The organism is Mycolicibacterium brisbanense (assembly GCF_001570425.1).
Taxonomy (GTDB): Bacteria; Actinomycetota; Actinomycetes; order Mycobacteriales; family Mycobacteriaceae; genus Mycobacterium; species Mycobacterium brisbanense.
Genome location: NZ_BCSX01000015.1, coordinates 176,215 through 193,993 on the forward strand (window position 1 = coordinate 176,215; position 17,779 = coordinate 193,993).

At 65.2% G+C, this 17,779-nt stretch carries 19 protein-coding genes; 14 read left to right on the plus strand and 5 right to left on the minus strand.

Annotated features, from left to right (window positions below; translation table 11 throughout):
* Positions 1-213 precede the first annotated feature (213 nt).
* Positions 214-501, plus strand: a complete 288-nt coding sequence (locus RMCB_RS06135; protein ID WP_062828061.1) for a hypothetical protein — start codon at positions 214-216, stop codon at positions 499-501.
* A gap of 290 nt (positions 502-791) precedes the next feature.
* Here RMCB_RS06135 and RMCB_RS06140 read toward each other — a convergent pair whose 3' ends face one another.
* Positions 792-1,043: a hypothetical protein gene (locus RMCB_RS06140; protein ID WP_062828062.1), complete on the minus strand. Its 252-nt coding sequence runs from the start codon at positions 1,041-1,043 to the stop codon at positions 792-794.
* 49 nt (positions 1,044-1,092) lie between these two features.
* Here RMCB_RS06140 and RMCB_RS06145 point away from each other — a divergent pair, with 49 nt between their 5' ends.
* The 3 genes from RMCB_RS06145 to RMCB_RS06155 all read left to right on the plus strand — a co-directional run bounded on the left by RMCB_RS06145 (position 1,093) and on the right by RMCB_RS06155 (position 2,790).
* Complete coding sequence (locus RMCB_RS06145; RefSeq protein WP_131805493.1) at positions 1,093-1,278, plus strand: hypothetical protein; 186 nt, start codon at positions 1,093-1,095, stop codon at positions 1,276-1,278.
* 67 nt (positions 1,279-1,345) lie between these two features.
* Positions 1,346-2,104, plus strand: coding sequence for an SDR family oxidoreductase (locus RMCB_RS06150; protein ID WP_062828064.1), 759 nt, complete (start codon positions 1,346-1,348; stop codon positions 2,102-2,104).
* 98 nt (positions 2,105-2,202) lie between these two features.
* Complete coding sequence (locus RMCB_RS06155) at positions 2,203-2,790, plus strand: DUF1707 SHOCT-like domain-containing protein (RefSeq protein ID WP_029369171.1); 588 nt, start codon at positions 2,203-2,205, stop codon at positions 2,788-2,790.
* 48 nt (positions 2,791-2,838) lie between these two features.
* Here the strand turns inward: RMCB_RS06155 and RMCB_RS06160 are convergent, their stop codons facing one another.
* Positions 2,839-3,429: a hypothetical protein gene (locus tag RMCB_RS06160; RefSeq protein WP_131805494.1), complete on the minus strand. Its 591-nt coding sequence runs from the start codon at positions 3,427-3,429 to the stop codon at positions 2,839-2,841.
* A gap of 543 nt (positions 3,430-3,972) precedes the next feature.
* Here RMCB_RS06160 and RMCB_RS06165 point away from each other — a divergent pair.
* The 10 genes from RMCB_RS06165 (at position 3,973) to RMCB_RS06210 (ending at position 13,074) form a co-directional block, all read left to right on the plus strand.
* On the plus strand, positions 3,973-4,281 hold the full coding sequence (locus RMCB_RS06165; protein WP_062828092.1) for an SDR family NAD(P)-dependent oxidoreductase: 309 nt from the start codon (positions 3,973-3,975) through the stop codon (positions 4,279-4,281).
* Positions 4,282-4,470: 189 nt separating this feature from the next.
* Positions 4,471-5,229: an SDR family NAD(P)-dependent oxidoreductase gene (locus RMCB_RS06170; protein ID WP_062828065.1), complete on the plus strand. Its 759-nt coding sequence runs from the start codon at positions 4,471-4,473 to the stop codon at positions 5,227-5,229.
* Positions 5,230-5,259: 30 nt separating this feature from the next.
* Positions 5,260-6,879, plus strand: a complete 1,620-nt coding sequence (locus tag RMCB_RS06175) for a GMC family oxidoreductase (RefSeq protein WP_062828066.1) — start codon at positions 5,260-5,262, stop codon at positions 6,877-6,879.
* On the plus strand, positions 6,876-7,367 hold the full coding sequence (locus RMCB_RS06180; RefSeq protein WP_062828067.1) for a hypothetical protein: 492 nt from the start codon (positions 6,876-6,878) through the stop codon (positions 7,365-7,367). The genes RMCB_RS06175 and RMCB_RS06180 overlap by 4 nt, the downstream gene beginning before the upstream one ends.
* A gap of 6 nt (positions 7,368-7,373) precedes the next feature.
* A complete protein-coding gene (locus RMCB_RS06185) occupies positions 7,374-7,559 on the plus strand; it encodes a hypothetical protein (RefSeq protein WP_062828068.1) in 186 nt (61 codons plus the stop codon).
* A gap of 4 nt (positions 7,560-7,563) precedes the next feature.
* Positions 7,564-8,283: a GntR family transcriptional regulator gene (locus tag RMCB_RS06190; RefSeq protein WP_062828069.1), complete on the plus strand. Its 720-nt coding sequence runs from the start codon at positions 7,564-7,566 to the stop codon at positions 8,281-8,283.
* 227 nt (positions 8,284-8,510) lie between these two features.
* Positions 8,511-9,983 carry an APC family permease gene (locus RMCB_RS06195; RefSeq protein WP_084388373.1) on the plus strand — a complete coding sequence of 491 codons (1,473 nt, stop codon included), beginning with the start codon at positions 8,511-8,513 and terminating at the stop codon, positions 9,981-9,983.
* 36 nt (positions 9,984-10,019) lie between these two features.
* A complete protein-coding gene (locus RMCB_RS06200) occupies positions 10,020-11,450 on the plus strand; it encodes an aldehyde dehydrogenase family protein (protein WP_062828070.1) in 1,431 nt (476 codons plus the stop codon).
* Positions 11,447-11,704 carry a hypothetical protein gene (locus RMCB_RS06205; RefSeq protein WP_062828071.1) on the plus strand — a complete coding sequence of 86 codons (258 nt, stop codon included), beginning with the start codon at positions 11,447-11,449 and terminating at the stop codon, positions 11,702-11,704. The genes RMCB_RS06200 and RMCB_RS06205 overlap by 4 nt, the downstream gene beginning before the upstream one ends.
* 32 nt (positions 11,705-11,736) lie before the next feature.
* Entirely contained in the window at positions 11,737-13,074 is a 1,338-nt protein-coding gene (locus tag RMCB_RS06210; protein WP_062828072.1) for an alpha/beta hydrolase-fold protein, read from the plus strand.
* Here the strand turns inward: RMCB_RS06210 and treS are convergent.
* The 3 genes from treS to RMCB_RS06225 all read right to left on the minus strand — a co-directional run bounded on the left by treS (position 13,046) and on the right by RMCB_RS06225 (position 17,419).
* Positions 13,046-15,286, minus strand: a complete 2,241-nt coding sequence (gene treS, locus RMCB_RS06215; RefSeq protein WP_062828073.1) for a maltose alpha-D-glucosyltransferase — start codon at positions 15,284-15,286, stop codon at positions 13,046-13,048. The two genes, RMCB_RS06210 and treS, sit on opposite strands and share 29 nt — an antisense overlap.
* 126 nt (positions 15,287-15,412) lie before the next feature.
* Positions 15,413-16,441, minus strand: a complete 1,029-nt coding sequence (locus RMCB_RS06220; RefSeq protein ID WP_062828074.1) for a proline racemase family protein — start codon at positions 16,439-16,441, stop codon at positions 15,413-15,415.
* A gap of 84 nt (positions 16,442-16,525) precedes the next feature.
* Entirely contained in the window at positions 16,526-17,419 is an 894-nt protein-coding gene (locus RMCB_RS06225) for a dihydrodipicolinate synthase family protein (protein WP_062828075.1), read from the minus strand.
* Between the last annotated feature and the right edge of the window lie 360 nt (positions 17,420-17,779).

A 17,779-nucleotide genomic window follows, 5' to 3' on the forward strand; every position in this document is an offset into this window, starting at 1 on the left:
AAATACTTCGCCACGCGGCGGCGTCGCCTGCGGCTCACGATTCCCATCGTTCGAGGCTGCCGCGATTTTGCCCGAGAAAGCCTGCATGAGCAGCGTCGATGGCTGATTGCGTACGCAAAGAGGGACTGGTCCCCCATGATTTCACAGCTGGTTTCCAGCGACTTCACGCCGTACATTAAGGACAGCACTCAGCAAACATGACAAGGAGCCGACATGATTCTTCGACGCGCCGCCGTCGGCGCCGCGCTGATCGCGGCCCCACTCGCGTTCGCCGCGCCGGCAATGGCCGGCCCCGACACGACCGTCGATTGCTCGCCGTGCGTGCGCGGCGCAACCTCGTCTGCCACGACTGGCACGGGCGCCCCATGGACCGACTTCTTCGCGAACGCCCCGTGGGAGAAGGTGTTCGATCCGAATGGCGACGGCAAGGGCGCCTGGGAGAACGGCGTCACGGCCATCAACGGCGGCGCATGGGAAAAGGCATTCCCGCCGGCCGAGTAACGGCTCAATCCGCGCAACACCCTCGTGGGAGGCTGGCTCCTGCGGGGGTGTTGTCATATTGGCAGGTGCCGGGCGTGAGCGAGTTCTCAGCCAGCTAACTATGTGAACCAGCGCACAATAGCAGCGTCCAAGAATCGAGACGTTTCCTGCGGAAACGCAAAGGTCCCCGCCAGATAGTCCGGATAGCTGGACGACCTGGAACAAAGCAACACATCTCCCCCGAGTCACCCGCGCTGCGAGACCCGAGAACGGGACTTAGAGTGCCGAGCTATGACGCTGGTGAAAAATATTCAGCAAACAACTCCCTCCGCAGCCTCGCCCTCGCGCGCAAAGACCACGGAATTCGGGATGCGGCTGCGACGCACAGCGATCGGCGTCGCACTGATCGCGGCACCGCTGGCCTTCGCCGCACCTGCCCTGGCCGAACCCAGCAGCACCGTCAGCTGCTCCAATCCGTGCAAGCCGCCGACGTCCGGCACGACCACCTCAGTCGCGTCCGGCGCCTCGCCCAGCACGTCGTCGAAGTCTTCTGGTTCGAGCACTCCCCAAGCGCCATGGGAAGCGTTGACCGCCAACGGCCCGTGGGAGACCGTGACTGCCAACGCGCCGTGGGAAAAGGTCTTCGGAGGACGCAGCGGCAAGGGTCCGTGGGAGAAGGCCACCTCCAACGGCCCGTGGGAGAAGATCTGGCCGGGCAAAGACGCCAAGGGGCCCTGGGAGAACGCCGTGGACAAGCTCACCGGCGGCATCGCGAAGGCGCTCTCGCCGTTCGGCTGAGCCGCTCGGACAACATCGCCAGCGGAGCGGGGATGTGGTTTTCGGCAGCCGCACCTAGCCTTGGGGCATGCCTCGGTGCGTATTGGTCACCGGCGCCACCGGAACGCTCGGACACCACGTGGTGCCGGAAGTGACGGCAGCCGGACACTCCGTACGGGCGCTGAGCCGCCGCGAGCGTGTCGGATATACCGGTGTGCATTGGTGTCGAGGCGATCTGACCAGGGGCACGGACCTGGATGCGGCGCTCGACGGCATCGACGTCGTAATCCACTGCGCGACGCAACCCACCGGCAGCAAAGACGTCACCGCCACGCAGAATCTGCTCGCCGCGGCGGGCCGGGCCGGCGTCGAGCACATCGTCTACATCTCGATCGTCGGCATCGATCGCATCCCGCTCCCGTACTACCGGGCCAAGCTTCGAGTCGAAGAGGCGCTGGCGGCGTCGGGCATCGGGCATACCGTGCTGCGGGCCACACAGTTTCACGAGCTGATCGAGAAGATCTTCGCGATCCAACGCTTCTCACCGGTCTTGTGGGCGTTGGGCGGCGTGCGGTTCCAGCCGATCGACACGCGGGACGTAGCCGCCAGATTGGCCGAACTGGTCGACGCGCCGCCCGCCGGACGGGTGCCCGACATCGGTGGCCCGGAGGTGCACGGCCACGACGAACTGGGTCGGATGTACCTCGCGGCGCGCGGTAGCAGGCGGCACGTGTTGAGTCTCACGCTCGGCGGTCGTGTTGTCGCGGGTTACAAAACGGGGGCCAATCTGGTGCCAGAAAATGCGGTCGGCACCACAACTTTTCAGGATTACCTCAGCTCAGCCTGATAAAAATTCGGCAGGCTGGCAGTTTCGCCGGTGCGACCGAAGCCACAGTTTGGCCAACCGTCTTGCATGTGCAGGCGTTCGTCGTAGGCTCGTCTCTGATGAGCACTTCAGCGCCGCAGAGCCGGTCGACGCGAGCTGCCGACACTGATCGAATTCAGGTGGCGCAGCTGCTCACTGAGGCCGCGGCAGCGGGCCGCCTGCCGATGACGGAATACGAAGATCGGTTAGCCAAGGCTTACTCGGCGCAAACGTATGCCGATTTGGCGCGGTTGAGCAACGATCTGCCCGGCGCCATTCCCTGCAACAAAGGCGGCCCCTGCCATCCCGCGCCGTCAACGCTGTTGCTGGCCATCATGAGTGGATTCGAACGTCGCGGCCGGTGGAATGTGCCGATGAAGCTCACCACATTCACTCTTTTCGGCGGCGGCGTCGTCGATATGCGCTACGCCGACTTCACTGCGCCGGAAGTCGAAATCCGGTCCTATTCGATTTGCGGCGGGCAGACCATTCTGGTGCCACCGGAAGTGAACGTCGAAGTCGGTGGACATGCCTTCATGGGCAGCTTCGACCATTCAGTTCCCGGGGAGGGCGCCCCCGGGGCACCTCGGGTGCGCATCCGTGGCTTCTCGTTGTGGGGCAGCGTCGGGATCAAACGCAAGAAGCGACGCAACCAGATCGAAGAGTAGGAACGAAAAACGGGCGGGCCGATTGGCCCGCCCGCTGCTGTATTCCGATCAGTGGTTGCAAGTGGCGGCGGCCACGCAAGTAAGCGACTTGTTGGCGTTGGAGGGCTTAGCGCTCGTGGCACTGAGGGTGTTGGCCCCGGCGACCGCCTTCGGAAGGGTGCCCGGCAGGTCGCTCTCGTCCGGGAGGATCTTGTTGCCGACGGTGAGCTCTGCCCACTTCTGGGTCTGGTCGTAGTAGTACTTGCCGGCGTTGACGTTCAGCTCGCCCTGGATGGCGCCGTTGGTGCCGGTGGTCAGCGGAGCCGGATTCGGGTTGCTGGCCGTGCGGGTGCTGGTGTCGACGCCGCCGGCGGGCGTGCCGAAGTTGATGTGGTAGCCCTCGCCCAGAGGGCTGTCGTCCAGCGTCTTGTTGATACCCGGCGTCTGGTTGAAGACCTTGTCACCGACGGCCTGTGCCACGCGCACGCCAGGAGCAGGGTTTCCGAATGCGGGACGCTTGACAGCGTCGGCCGACGGATCGGTGGACGCCGACGCGATGCTTGCAGGCACTACCGCGGCCAGCGCGCCGCCGGCCAGCACACCGGCCACCAATGTGCGCGTGCGCACCGATCTTTCAGAAGCCTTGCGATGTTTTGCCATGCCCGTACCCCTTCGTCATTTCGGCATTGCGCCGCAGCTCGATTCAGGTCCCCGCGACGTGCTGTGGCGCTGAGACGGAGCGAAATGTAAGGCACTTTGACAGGGCGCGCCAAGGGAAAACCCATGTTGTTCACCGGTTGTTCGGTCAGCGATAAGAACAATGACAAACACGTTAATTTTCGACGGTATCTGGCGCGTTCGGGCCCCTGCCCGCGCGAATGTGGGCAGCGTCACGCACATTATTTGCTGGACGCCGCACCGCAAATCAAGTATTGCTGCATACACCCACTTCCCAGCCGACGCCCGCCAACCACCCAGCCAAGGACCCTCGGGCCCGGACCCCAGAGTCCGTGGCCGGAACTCGAATCCTCTGTCGGACACGATATTGCGTCCGGACCCGACGACGGGCCCTGCGAGCGACGCATGCCTGAAGGCGTCCCAATCCCCTTCTCCCACAATTCAAGTGCACATCACATCGGTTTCTCATCGGCCACCAAGGTGACGGCGGTTGGCTGGAAACATCCGAACGCGAAGGAGAAATCGATGTCCGCACAACCCCGCAACAGCGAAGTGGTCCTCCTACTCGACGCGGACACCGAGCGCGGGCGCAGCGCCGCGCACGAGCTGTTGCAGGCGGGTTTCCGCGTCGCCGTGAGCGCCCGCCACGCGGCGCCACTGGCACGGATCATGCACGGCTACAGTGCATCTCAGGTCATGGCGATCGCCGCCGACGCGTCGGATGCCGCCCAGCTGGCGCACCTCATCTCCCGGGTGGAGTTGCGATTCGGCCACGCCGTCGACCGGATCGTGACCACCGACAGCGTCGAACATCGGCTGGCACTCGCCTCCTGACCCACACCCGTCCTCCACGGGCCCAGTCGAACCCACGAGCCAATTGATCGCGGATCGCCTCCGCACAACTCGCGCTTGACGGCGGCGCACCGCCCGCGGCAGACTCTCATTGACCAATTGTCGACAAATGCACAATTTGGACGATCCCCCGGAGGAGACCTCCGGGCATCGACAGAAAGAGAGCACCCGATGGGCACACTGTTGTCAGGAAAGACCGTCATCGTCACCGGCGCCGCGCGCGGCATCGGCCTCGCGACCGCCCACCACCTGCACGAAGAGGGCGCTCAGGTGGTCGCCACCGTCCGTTCGCCGGAGCACCTGCCCCAACTCAAGGTCGACGACGACCGCCTCATCGGCCGGGTTGTCGACGTCACCGACGAGCAACAGGTCAAAGATCTCGTCGCGTTCACCGTCGACACCTCCGGCAAGCTCGATGGCATCGTCAACAACGCGGGCATCCTGATCCCCGGCACCATCCTGGACGCTTCGGTCGAGGACTTTCAGAAGACGTTCGATGTGAACGTCAAAGGCGTCTTCCTCGGCTCCAAGTACGCGATTCCGGAGCTGCTCAAGGCCGGCGGTGGCTCGATCGTGAACTTCGGATCGATCAATTCCATTGGCGCCGAGAAGCTGCTGACCACCTACACGGCCAGCAAGGGTGCCGTGCTCACGCTGACCAAGGCCATCGCGCTGGACTTCGGTGCGCAGGGCATCAGGGCCAACACCGTGTGCCCCGGCTTCGTCGACACCCCGCTCAACGTGCCGCACTACGAGGCGCTCGGCGGCCGGGAAGCACTCGAGGCCGGGCTGCCCGATTTCCAACCGATCGGGCGCGCGATCGAGCCCATCGAGATCGCCCACTCGGTAGCGTTCCTGCTGTCGGACCACTCCACCGCCATCACCGGCACCGCATTCGTCGTCGACGGCGGCGTGCTCGCGGGCGCATAGGTCAAGTCGCACAGGAAGTGAGGCCAGGCAATGACATTCGAGAACAAGCCGGTCGACGTACTGGTGATCGGCGCGGGCCCGTCCGGTGCGGTGGTCACCCACACGGCAGCCGTCGCCGGATTGAGCGTCGTCTGCCTCGAACAGGGCGACTGGGTGAACCCGAGCGACTTCCCCGCCAACTTCCCGGAATGGGAGTTGCTCATCCAACACAATTGGGCGCACGATCCGAACGTCCGCGGCCTGCCGTCGGACTATCCGGTGGACGTCAGCGATTCGGACATGTGGCCGGTGATGTTCAACGCCGTGGGCGGTAGCTCCATTTACTACGGTGCCGAATGGCCCAGGCTGCTGCCGTCGGACTTCCGCGTGAAAACCCTTGACGGCGTTGCCGATGACTGGCCGATCAGTTACCACGACCTCAAGCCCTACCACGATGAGGTCGACGAATTCATCGGCGTCTCGGGCGTCGGCGGGGACACCGCCTACCCCGAGGGCCTGGACTATCCCCTGCCGCCGCACCCGTTGGGGAAGCCCGGCATGAAAGCGGCCGCAGCAGCCAACGCGCTCGGCTGGCATTGGTGGCCGGGGACCAACGCGATCCCGAGCCAGAAGAACAAGACCCTGGAACAGTGCGGCCGTTGGGGAGTCTGCGAATGGGGCTGTCCGCAAGGAGCGAAAGCCTCGTTCGACCTCATCTATATGCCGCAGGCACAGCAGGCCGGCGCCGAGGTCGTCACCGGGGCACGGGTGTCCAAGATCGTCACGGACGAGAACGGGTTGGCCACCGGCGCGCAGTACATCGACCGTGACGGCACGGTGAGGTTTCAGCCGGCACGGTCGGTAGTGCTGTGCGCCAACGGCATTGGCACCCCACGGTTGCTGCTGTTGTCGGCGGATGACCGCCACCCCGACGGCCTGGCCAATTCGTCGGGCCTGGTCGGCAAGAACCTCATGCTGCATCCCAACTGCACCGCGCTGGGCTACTACGAGGAGGACCTCGAAAGCTGGCGCGGCCCGGCCGGTCAGCTGATCCATTCCATGCAGTTCTACGAGACCGATGCGTCGCGCGGGTTCGTCCGCGGCGCCAAGTTGCATGCTCTGCCGACCCCCGGCCCGCTCAACGCGATCGAAGCCCATCGCGAACTCGATTTCGACGAACTGTGGGGTCCGGCCATCCACGACGTGGCCCGCGCGGCCCGCAACGGCATCCTGTGGGCGGCCAACACCGAAGACCTGCCAGAGGAACACAACCGCGTGACTCTGTCGAAGACCCTGGTGGACTCCGACGGACTGCCCGCCCCGAAAGTCGAGTACCGGGTCAGCGAGAACACCCGCAAGCTGCTCAAGTTCACCGTCGAGCAGATGGTCAAGGCCCACGAGGCGGCCGGCGCCAAACGGGTTATCACTCAAGAACTCTGGGTCGACCAGCCCGGGCACCTGTTGGGCACCGCACGCATGGGCGACGACCCGAAGACCTCCGTCGTCGACTCGTACGGCAAGTGCCACGACGTCGACAATCTCTACGTCGCCGACGGCAGCATCTTCGTCACGTCGGGATCGGCCAACCCCACCTGCACCATCACCGCGCTGGCGCTGCGAGTCGGCAAGAAGGTCGTGGAACAGACGACGGCCAGAAAGGCAATGGCATGACGATCCAGTCCGATCAGCGGCGCCTGTCGGTTCCCCCGCGGGTGACCAAGCCACCGCGTCCACTGACCGACACCGAGCTCACCACCCTGCTGCGCATCGCCGACACGCTGATCCCTGAATCCGGGCCCAATCCCAAAGCCAGTGCGGCCGAACAATTTCAGCCCTACCTGCAGCTCGCGCTGGCGGCGCGCTCGGACATCTTCGACGCCGTCCTCACGGCTGTGCACACCCTGACCGACGTGCCGGACGGCAAGCTGCACGGCGCTCTCAAGAAGATGTGGGCCGAGGACAAATTCACCTTCGATCCCCTGTCGTCGGTGATCGCAGGCGCCTACTTCATGACGCCGCAGGTCAAGAAACTCATCGGCTATCCCGGCCAGCATCGCGATCCAGCCGGGTTGGAGGACGCCGCCAACGAGTTGGAGACGGGGATCCTCGATCCCGTCATCGCGCGCGGGCCGATTTACGTCTCAGCCGCCGGGGAGTGAGCAGCTGTGCGCCTCGTCGAGTGGGGACGACAGCTCATCCGGCGGCTGGCCGACGGTGAGATTCCGTTGATCACCGACGAGGCCTGGCTGCCCGACCCTGTCGACGACATCTGGCCGCAAATGCCGTACACGTGGACAGTAGAACGCGAAGGACTACTGTCGACAATTAGGCAACACGGCTGGGAGGAGTGACCTGATGGCTGCAGCCCCGCAGGACGGCGCACTGTCGACGCTGAGCGAGACCGGCCGCGACGCGGTATCGCTGGGGCGGATCACGCAACGCACGACGCCCAATTCGGTCGCCCAGGTGCTCCGTACCGCGATTCTCGACGGAACCCTCAAACCGGGAAGCCAGCTCCGCGAAACCCACCTTGCCGCCGACCTGGGCGTCAGCCGGGCGCCCCTGCGCGAAGCGCTAGGGCTACTCGCCGAGGAGGGGCTCGTCGACAAGATCCCCTACCGGGGCGCGTTCGTCGCCGAGGTCAGCGCCGACGGGATGGCCGAAATCGCCAGCCTGCGCAAGCGTCTCGAGCCGTACGCCATCGAACTGGCGCTGCCGCGCCTGCGCGGAAGCGGACGTGTGAAAGTGACCCGCGCACTTGAGGACATGGAGATCGGCGCAGACAACAACGATCCCGCGGCGACCATCGACGCCCACATGAGCTTTCACCGCGGATTCTACGAATTGTCCGGCCACAAGCTGCTTTTGGACCTGTGGCGGAGCTGGGAAGCGCAACTGCAACTGTTTTTCTCCGCCGACCACCAAGTGTTCGCCGACCTGCACGACATGGTCGCCGAACACAAGCGGCTACTGAAAATCGTCGACTCCGGCGATCTGGACGCCATCACCGCCGAAGTCAACCGCCACGTGCACGGTGGCCAGCCCCAAGCCGAGGCGGCCGCCGGGAAGGCGTGAAGCGTCGGCTCGCCGAGCCGCACCGCCCGCGTCACCCGATCATGCAGGAACCCCTGCAGCACAAGCCCCGCGTGCACCGATAACGGCGGAGACAGCCAAACCAAATAGTGATTGCGATCACCCGCCGACACGTGTAGATTGTCGACAGTAGTACAAAACTGAGTCGCGGGTCACCCGTCATCCGTTCCGCACCCGCATCCCCCGCTTATTGAAAACATGAGGTCACCATGGCGATTACCCCCGAGGAGTCTGGCGTGTTTCACCGTCGACCTCCGTCCACTCCGGCAGTCGACGCCGACGCCGCCTATCTGGAAAAGCTCGGCTACAAGCAGGAACTCAACCGCAGCCTGGGGCTGTTCTCGGCGTTCGGCGTGCAGTTCACCTCGATCGCCATCGCCTCGGGCATCTTCACCACCCTGGTCGTCGGGATCGGGTTCTTCGGGCCCGCCGCGTTCTGGTCGTTCCTCGTCGGCGGCGCGTTGCAGGTCTTCACCGTCGGGCTCGCTGTGGCCATGCTGGTGTCTTCCTACCCGTTGGCCGGCGGCGTGTATCAGATCACCGGACGCATCACCGGCAAACCTTGGCTGGCATGGCAGACCGGTTGGTGGCTGCTGATCGCGCACACCGTCGCCGTCACCGCCTGCTCGGTGAGCATCGCCCCGTTCATCGCAGGCTGGTTCGGTGTGACGTTCGAGAATGCGGTCGACGCGCTGCCCTGGACACTGGGGCTGATCGTCCTGGCCACGATCATCAACATCGCCGGCGTCAAAGTCGCTGCGCTGCTGAACAATATCGGTGTCGTCGCCGAGTGCGTCTGCGTGTTCGGGCTCATCGGCGTGCTGGTGTTCGTCAAGCACCCGACCCAGCCGTTGGCGTTCCTCACCGATTCCGGCGGCACCGCCACCGGCGGCCACTGGTTCGTCCCGTTCCTGTTCGCGATGATCCTGCCCGCCTACGCCATTTCGTCCTTCGACGCCACCGGCAACGCCTCCGAAGAGACCAAGAACGCCGCCCTGAAGGCACCACTGGCATCCGTGCTGGCCAACGTGTCGTCCTACGTCGTCGGAGTCGTCATGGTCGGCATGCTGATGCTGGCCATCCAGGACCTGCCCACCATCATGGGCAGTGCCCTGCCGGTCAAAGACATCCTGAACACCGCGGTCGGCTCAGCGTTCGCGAACGTCTTCGAAGCGGTGGCGATCGTCGCCCTGTTCGCCGCCGTGGTCATGTTGCAGCTCACCGGTATTCGCGTGCTGTGGTCGCAAGCCCGCGACGGCCAGATCCCCGCCGCGTCCTGGATGCGCAAGGTGAGCAAGCAGCGCATCCCGATCAACGCGACGCTGACGATCTTCGCGCTGTCGGTCGTCTTCGCCCTGTGGTCGTCGCTGCTGTCGGTGCTCACCGCCATGACCGCACTGGCATGGGGCCTGGCCTACGGTGTCGTCGTCACCGTAGGCCTCTACGCCCTGCTCAAGAAGAAGCTCCCCCAACATCCTTGGCATTACGGCAAATTGAGCCCGGTGATCTTCGTCCTCGCGATCGCATGGTCGGCCGTCCTGTGCACCCTGCTGGTCTACTCCGACCCGATCCATGTCGGGCTGGGCATGGTGATGGTGATCGGCGCAGGCGCGGTGATCTACATGACGATCCCGAAGAGCCGCCGCGGCAAGTCCATCGATACCCAAACCGGCCACCTCTGACCCGCTCTGACCCGCAAAGACGAAAGGCACTCTGCCATGACCATTTCCGTCGCGAACCTCATTGACGGCAAGACGGTTTCCGGCTCCTCCGACCAGACCCGCGAGGTGCTCAATCCGTCGACCGGTGAGGTCATTGCCGAGGTGATCGAATCCACCGTCGACGACGCCGACCGCGCTGTCGCCGCCGCCCGCGCAGCGCTTCCCGCGTGGGCGGTGCGCACTGCGGGCGCCCGATCCGAACTCCTGCATCAACTGGTCGAGGTGCTCGAGCGCAACATCGACGACCTGGCCCGGCTGGAGACGATCGACGCGGGCAAGCCCACCACGGCGGCGCGGGATGTGGAACTGCCCGGCATCGCGGGAGCGCTGCGCCACTTCGCCGGTGCCGCACGCGTTCTCACCGGCCAGGCGGCCGGCGAATTCGTCGAGAACAACACCAGCTACACCCGCCGCGAACCACTCGGTGTGGTCCTCGGCATCACGCCGTGGAATTTCCCGCTGTGGCAGGCGGTGTGGAAGCTGGGCCCTGCACTGGCCGCGGGTAACACCGTGGTCATCAAACCGGCCGAGCTTACCCCGCTGGCCACCATCCGCTTTGCCGAACTGGCCCAGGAAGTCCTGCCACCCGGCGTGCTCAACATCGTGCACGGATCCGGAGACGTGATCGGCGACGCCCTGGTGCGCCATCCCGACGTGAACCTGGTGTCGTTCACCGGTTCTACTGCGGCAGGCCGCAAGATCGCCGCAGCAGCCGGCGGCACTCCCAAGCGACTGGTGCTCGAACTGGGCGGCAACGCACCGGTGATCGTCTACGACGACGTCGATCTCGAAGCCGCGCTGCCCATTCTGACCAACGGTGTGTTGTTCAACGCCGGCCAGGAATGCATGTCGGCGACGCGGATGTTGGTCAGCGAGAAGATCCACGACACCTTCGTCGCCGCGCTGGCCGATCAGCTCAAGGCCGTCAGCATCGGGGATGCCTCAGATCCCAACACGGTTCTGGGACCGCTCATCTCGCGCGTCCAGCGCGACCGGGTGGTGAGCCTGGTGGACGGGCGGTCTCCCGGCGCTGAGCTCGTCACCGGCGGCCATGCCCTCGACCGGCCGGGCTTCTACTTCGAGCCCACCCTGATCACGGGCGTCGGCCAGGACGACGACCTGGTGCAGCAGGAGATCTTCGGGCCGGTTGCCACGGTGCAGACATTCACCGACGAAGCCGATGCGCTCGCCAAGGCCAACGCCGTCGAACAAGGGCTGGCCGCCTCGGTGTGGACCCGCGACATCGGCCGAGCATTGCGCAATGTCAACGCAATTGAGGCCGGCGTGGTGTGGGTGAACAACCATATGGCTGTCGGCCCGGAAGGCCCGCTGGGCGGTTTCAAGGGTTCGGGTTACGGCAAGGAGGGCGGCACCGTGGGGCTCGAGGAATTCACCCGCACCAAGCAGGTCATCCTGAGCCTGTCATGACCGACGAGGACGGCACCGCCACGACCGACCCGGAAGTACGGGTACGCCAATACGTGCGGCGTCTGGACTCGCGAGACACCCACCGTTACACCCCGTGGGCTCAGATCGCGATGACGGTGCCGTCCGCCTCGGGCATCTGCTGGCTCGTGTGTTTCATCGACGGCGAGGTCGACGTCTGGCGCGTCGACGACGAATCGGCCGGCTACCAATTCCGTTCCACCGATTCCCCAGAAACGGGCGCACAATCGAAGTAGAGCCTGTTTCGACGCGAGGGGAGTGAAACGAAATGGTCAGAACACACACGGTGGTCGCGGGAGAAACGCTGTGGGCATTGGCGTTGCGCTACTACGGCGAAGCCGAGCTGTACCGGCTGGTCGCCACCACCAGCGGCGTCACCGACCCCAACGTCATCAATATCGGACAACAGCTCATCTTTCCCGACTTCACCCGATACCCCGCCGCCGCGGGAGACACCTTGTCGGACTTGGCGGTGCGCTTCTACGGCGACGCGGGCCTGGCCCACCTGATTTCCGCGTCCAGTGGCATCCCCGACAACGCGGGCCTGGTCGCAGGTCAGCAGCTGATCATCCCGAACATCACGAAATACCACGTTGCCGCAGGGGATACGTTGTCGGCACTGGCGTTGCGCTTCTACGGTGACGCCAACTTCTTCCCCGTGATCGCCACCGTCAACGGCATCGCCAACCCCAACGCCCTATCGGTCGGGCAGTCACTGGTCATCTTCGCCGGCCGCAGCGACGGCTTCGGCCTGCGCATCGTCGACCGCAACGAGAGCGACCCCCGGCTGTGGTACTACCGCTTCCAGACAGCCGCCATCGGCTGGAACCCCGGCGTCAATGTGCTACTGCCCGACGACTATCAGACCAGCGGGCGCACCTATCCCGTGCTGTACATGTTCCACGGCGGCAACGACGATTTCCGCTCGTTCGACTTCATGGGGATCCGCGACTGGACCGCGGGTAAGCCGATCATCGTGGTGATGCCCGACGGCGGCCACGCAGGCTGGTACTCCAACCCGGTCAGCTCCTTCGTCGGCCCGCGCAATTGGGAGACTTTCCACATCGCGCAGTTGCTGCCCTGGATCGAGGCGAACTTCCGCGCCTATGCCGAATACGACGGACGTGCGGTGGGCGGTTTCTCGATGGGCGGCTTCGGCGCCCTGAAATACGCCGCCAAGTACTACGGCCATTTCGCGTCGGTGAGCGCTCACTCCGGGCCGGCGAGCCTGCGCCGCGACTTCGGACTCGTCGTGCACTGGGCCAACATCACGTCGGCTGTTCTGGACCTGGCCGGCGGAACGGTCTACGGCGCACCACTGTGGGACCAGGCCAGGGTCAGCGCCGACAACCCTGTCGAGCGCATCGAAAGTTACCGCAACAAGCGCATCTTCCTGGTGGCGGGCACCAGCCCCGACCCGATCAACTGGTTCGACAGCGCGAACGAGACCGAAGTGCTCGCCGGCCAGCGAGAGTTCCGCGGATTGCTCGACGCCGCAGGCATTCCCCAGGACTGGCACGAGGTGCCCGGCGGCCACGTGTTCCGGCCCGAGATGTTTGCCATCGACCTCGACGGCATCATTTCCCGGCTTCGCCCCGCGGCGTAGGCAAACCGTCCACCAGCAGCGACATGCCATGGTGGGCGGGCATTTCGATCGCGAAGCTGTGCAGATCGTCGACCGTCGCCAGGGGCTTGCCGGTGAACATGTCCGACACCGACGCGCCGGGTGGCAAGGCTTTGGAGCGGACGGTGCCTGCGATCTCTTCGTTGGCGAAGTTGAGCACGGTGAGCTGATGGTCGCCGCTGGCCAGTTCGTGGACGAGCACCAGCATGCCGCGATGGGACACCTCGGGGATGTCGACCTGCCGGCTGGTGGCGATCTCGTAGTGCTTGCGTACCCGCAGAATCGCCTGCAGCTGGCGCAGGAAACTGGTCTCGTCGGCGAGCTGCTCCGGGATGGACCCGTAAAGGCTTCTCCCCCTGGGCATCCCGGCGATCGATCGGGTGGCCGTCGGATTGTGCCCCATGAGGTCGTGCGCGGCGCGGTGAATCCAGCGGGTGTCGCCGCCGTGCAGCAGCTCCTCGACCTCGGTGCGCGGCAGCGTCAGCATCCCGCACATGTCCCAGCCCGACAGCGCGAACACGCCGGGTTGCAGCGCATTGAACATCGCCAGCAGCAGGTGCGCCCGCCGGATCCGATCGATGTCACCGATCTCGTCGAGATCGGTGATGCCCAGTGTCGCGGCGATGACGGTCGCGGTGGTGCAGGCGATGCCGTTGGTGGTGAAAACCAGGTTGTACGGGGCATTCTCACCGGTGAGCTTCTCGGTGAGGTCACCGCGGATGATGTCGCCGAGCGCTTCGCCGGTGACCTCCTCGCCCCGGAAGGTGTAGATGTCGTCGCGGTGGCCCGTCGACCAGTGCACCAGCTCGTAGGTCAGCTCATCGTGGTTCTGCAGCGCATGCACCAGCGAGGCAGGCTCCACGCCGAGTTCGAGGGTGGTGCGCAGCGTCAGCCGCAGGAACTCGGTGTCGGCGGTGGCCAGCGCGTGCTGATAGGCCGGGCGATTGATGAAGTCGTAGGACAGGTCAGCGCCGGCTTCCCCGATTTCCCGGATGTCGTCGATGGTCAGGTTCAACTCCTGGAACGTGAACCCGCCGACCTTGCGGACCATGCTGGCGATCAGGTGGTTGGCCGCCTCTGACAGCGGATGCCCCTCCGACCACGCGGTGCTGTCCTCGGCCGCAGTCTTCTCCGCACCCAGAAAACCGTTGGCGTCCAGGCGAAGTCCACCGGTGCCGAGGTCTGCCAGCGAATGCAGCGCATCGCCGATCACCAGCCGCATGCCCGCGAACGACGGGTCCAGCCAGTTGATGGACGGCTGCCCGTCCTTGAAGTAGTGCAGATAGACCCAGCGCCGCTCCACGCCGTCGATGCCCACGACCGGGCGGGTGACGCTCCAGTTGGTCTCCTTGACGCCCTCGGCGTAGAAGATCACCCGCTGCAACCGCCCGATGATGTACCCGGCCTTGTCGAGCCAGTCCTCGGTGGCGGTGTCGATGTTGACCGAATCGCGCCCGGGCGGCACGTCGGGCAGATGATCCCAATCCAGCGGGTCGACCTCGACCATGTGATAGATGCCGGGGTAGTCGGCGTACTTCATCTCCGCCAGCCGGAAATCGGCGCCCTTGCCGGTGTGCCCGGGCACGATGTCGTCGATGATGGTGCCGCCGTACCAGTTGGCCGTCCCACACATCTGCCGGAACTCTTCCTCGGTCCCGAATGCCGGGTCGATCTGAGTGCTGATCCGGTCGAAGTGCCCGTCGACACTTGGCGTCAGCTGCCAGCCCGAGATGCCACCAGCTCGTTTGACCGGGCCTGTGTGAATCGCGTCGACACCGATCTCGGCGAACGCCTTCCACATGTCCTCGTCGGCCATGGCCTTGAGAAACGACTCCCCCGGCCGGGTAATCAGCGAAAGCGGATACGCCGTGAACCACACCGCTGCGGTCTCGACGGCACCCCGGGGGCTGGGCGTGGCATAAGGGTTCTGCCACATCGAACCCTGGCCCGAGAACTGCTGGCTGATCTCGTTGGCATCGGCCAGCATCGACTGGCTCAGCAGCCAGGACACATATGCCGGGTTGTCGCCGGTGGCGGGCCCGTCCTGGGCCACCGAACGGCGGACGAACGGCGACTTGACCCTGGGGCGAAACCGCAATGCCCGAGGCCGCGCGGGGTGCAAGTGTTCGTCGAAAGTGATTTCGGTCGGCTCGTTGGTCTGGTCGTCGGGTTCCGGCTCTGCCACCTCAGACATGCATCCCCTCTCCGGACTTGGACGCGTCGTGGCTTCCAGCCTAGGCATCCCGCGCCGAATTCGACGACAATGCCGCTGAGCGCGCCCCTGCACCGCACTGTCGTCAATTTCGGGGAGCGCGGGCGGTCACACCGGCCAGGTGTCGGAGAGCTTGTATCCCGTCGGGAAAGGATCGGCCGGGTCGAGCCCGACCTGACTGATCTCGGTGATGTAGGCCTGGCCGCTGATCCGTGGGATGACGGCGTCGTATGGCCCGACGGTGTTCATGCGGTCGATGCGGGCGCCGAACTTCGACCCGATCACCGACTCGTGGATGAACGGCTCGCCGACATCGATCAGCCCCTGGGCCTTGAGCACCGCAAGCCGGGCGGACGTCCCGGTACCGCACGGTGAGCGGTCGAGGCGCCCGGGCGAGACGACGACGGCGTTGCGCGACGTCAGCACGCCGTCCACCCGGTCGAGCGGGCCGACGAATTCCGTCTGGGTAATGCCTGCGAACTCGGGGTTCTCCGGATGGGTCACCGGAAGCTGTTCAGCAGCAGCTGTTTTCACCCGCTGACCGAGCTCGCACAGGTCGCGGGCCTCGTCGGGGGTCAGCTGCAGACCCAGTTCCCGCGCCGAGGCGAGCACATAAGCCATGCCGCCCCAGGCCACGTCGACGCTCAGCGTCGGATAGCCCTCCAGCTCCAGCGGCGCGGCCAACCGATAGGCGAACGCGGGCTGATTCTCGAACTCGACGCCGGTCACCTTGCCACCCTCACAGGTGCAGCGGATACGGATGAGCCCGGCGGGCGCCTCGAGCACCACATCGGTGACCGGTTCGACCATGCGGATCATCCCGGTTTCCAGCAGCGCGGTGGTGACGCAGATGGTGTTGGAGCCCGACATCGCCGGATATTCCGTCGACTCGGCGATCACATAGCCCAGCTGGGCCTCTGGATCAGTGGCGGGCACAACGTAATTCACGCAATGCGTGACGGCGCCGCGGGGTTCGTGCAGCAGCAGCTTGCGCAGGTCGTCGTCGTGATCGCGGAAGTACTTCATCTTCTCGAACACGGTCGCGCCGGGCACGTCGCCGATACCGCCGGTGACGACGTTGTTGATCTCACCGCCCACATGGCACTTGACCACGTTGACCATCCGACTCCAGCGCATGCGTCCTCCTCGGCTCGGCGCGCCCGCGTCGCCAGGGCCGCGGTTGCAGCCACGGCCCTGGCGACGCTTCCCGAAAACAGAACGTTAGGCGTAGTTGAGTCCGGTCTCGGCGACCAGCTTGCGCAATTCATCGAGCTTTTCGGGCTCAAGGTCGCCGTAGGGCGCGCGGGCGCTGCCCAGATCGATCCCGACGGCCTGCGCGACGGCCTTGGTCGACACGGCGTAGCCCTCCTTGCCCAGGAAGTCGAACACGTTCCACAGGCGCTTGAAGATGGCCAAGGCCTCGGCGGTCTTGCCCGCCTTGGCCAGCTCGAAGATGGCGACACATTCCTTCGGCGCGAAATTCGGTGCGCCCCAGATGGATCCGGCAGCTCCCGCGGAGAATGCCGGCAGCACGATGGTGTCCCAGCCGACGAAAGTGTCGATCACGTCGCCGAGGTTGAAGATCAGGTCGAAGGCTTGCTCGATGGACCCCGAGGTGTCTTTGACGTACTTGACCGCGTCGGTGCGCTCGAGCAGCTCACGGTAGAACGGCCGGTCCAGGTTCATCCCGGTCACGCCCGGCAGGTTGTATGCGATCACCGGGATGCCCGCCGCTTCCCCGACGGTGGCGAAGTACTCGATGACCTCCCGACGCGTGGGCGCCTCGTAGAACGGCTGCACCACCAGCACCGCGTCGGCCCCGGCGTCCGCCGCATGCTTGGACAACTCGACCGCCTCGGCAGTGCGCGTCGAACCGGTCTGGGGCGCAACGGGAACCCGGCCCGCGGCCTGGTCGATGACGATCTCGTTGACCCGCTTGCGCTCGTCGAGCGTCAGTGCCGCGAACTCGCCCGTGCTGCCGCCCGGCACCAGGCCGTGCAGACCGTTGTCGATCAGGAAGTCGACATGAGACCGCAGCCGGCTCTCGTCGACCTCGCCATCCGCGCCGAACGGGGTGGATACCGCGGCAAGGATGCCGCCGAGCTTCTTGGTCATCGTGTGTGTCCTTTGCACTGGGAGCGGTCTTCATGACCGCGAGTTGTCGCGAGCGAGCCGCTCGCGATCAGCATAGCCAAATTGCTGATTGTCGACAAGTGCACAATTGGCCCGACTGCCTCGAATTTGACGAAAGTGTCGTGTTCCCTCTTTGCCAGGCTGGTTGTGAGTCATTCATCGACCTGTTTGGGATGGAGGGTTATGTCGATCAGCCCGGGGTTTTCGGCGGCGGAGGTTCGTGCGTTTGTCGATCGGTATCACCTGCAGCCTCATGGGCAGAAGCGCGGGTGGCTTGCCGCGCAGGGGGTGTCGGAATCGCGGTTGCGGCGGTGGCAGGCGGCGGTGTTCGACGGTGATGTG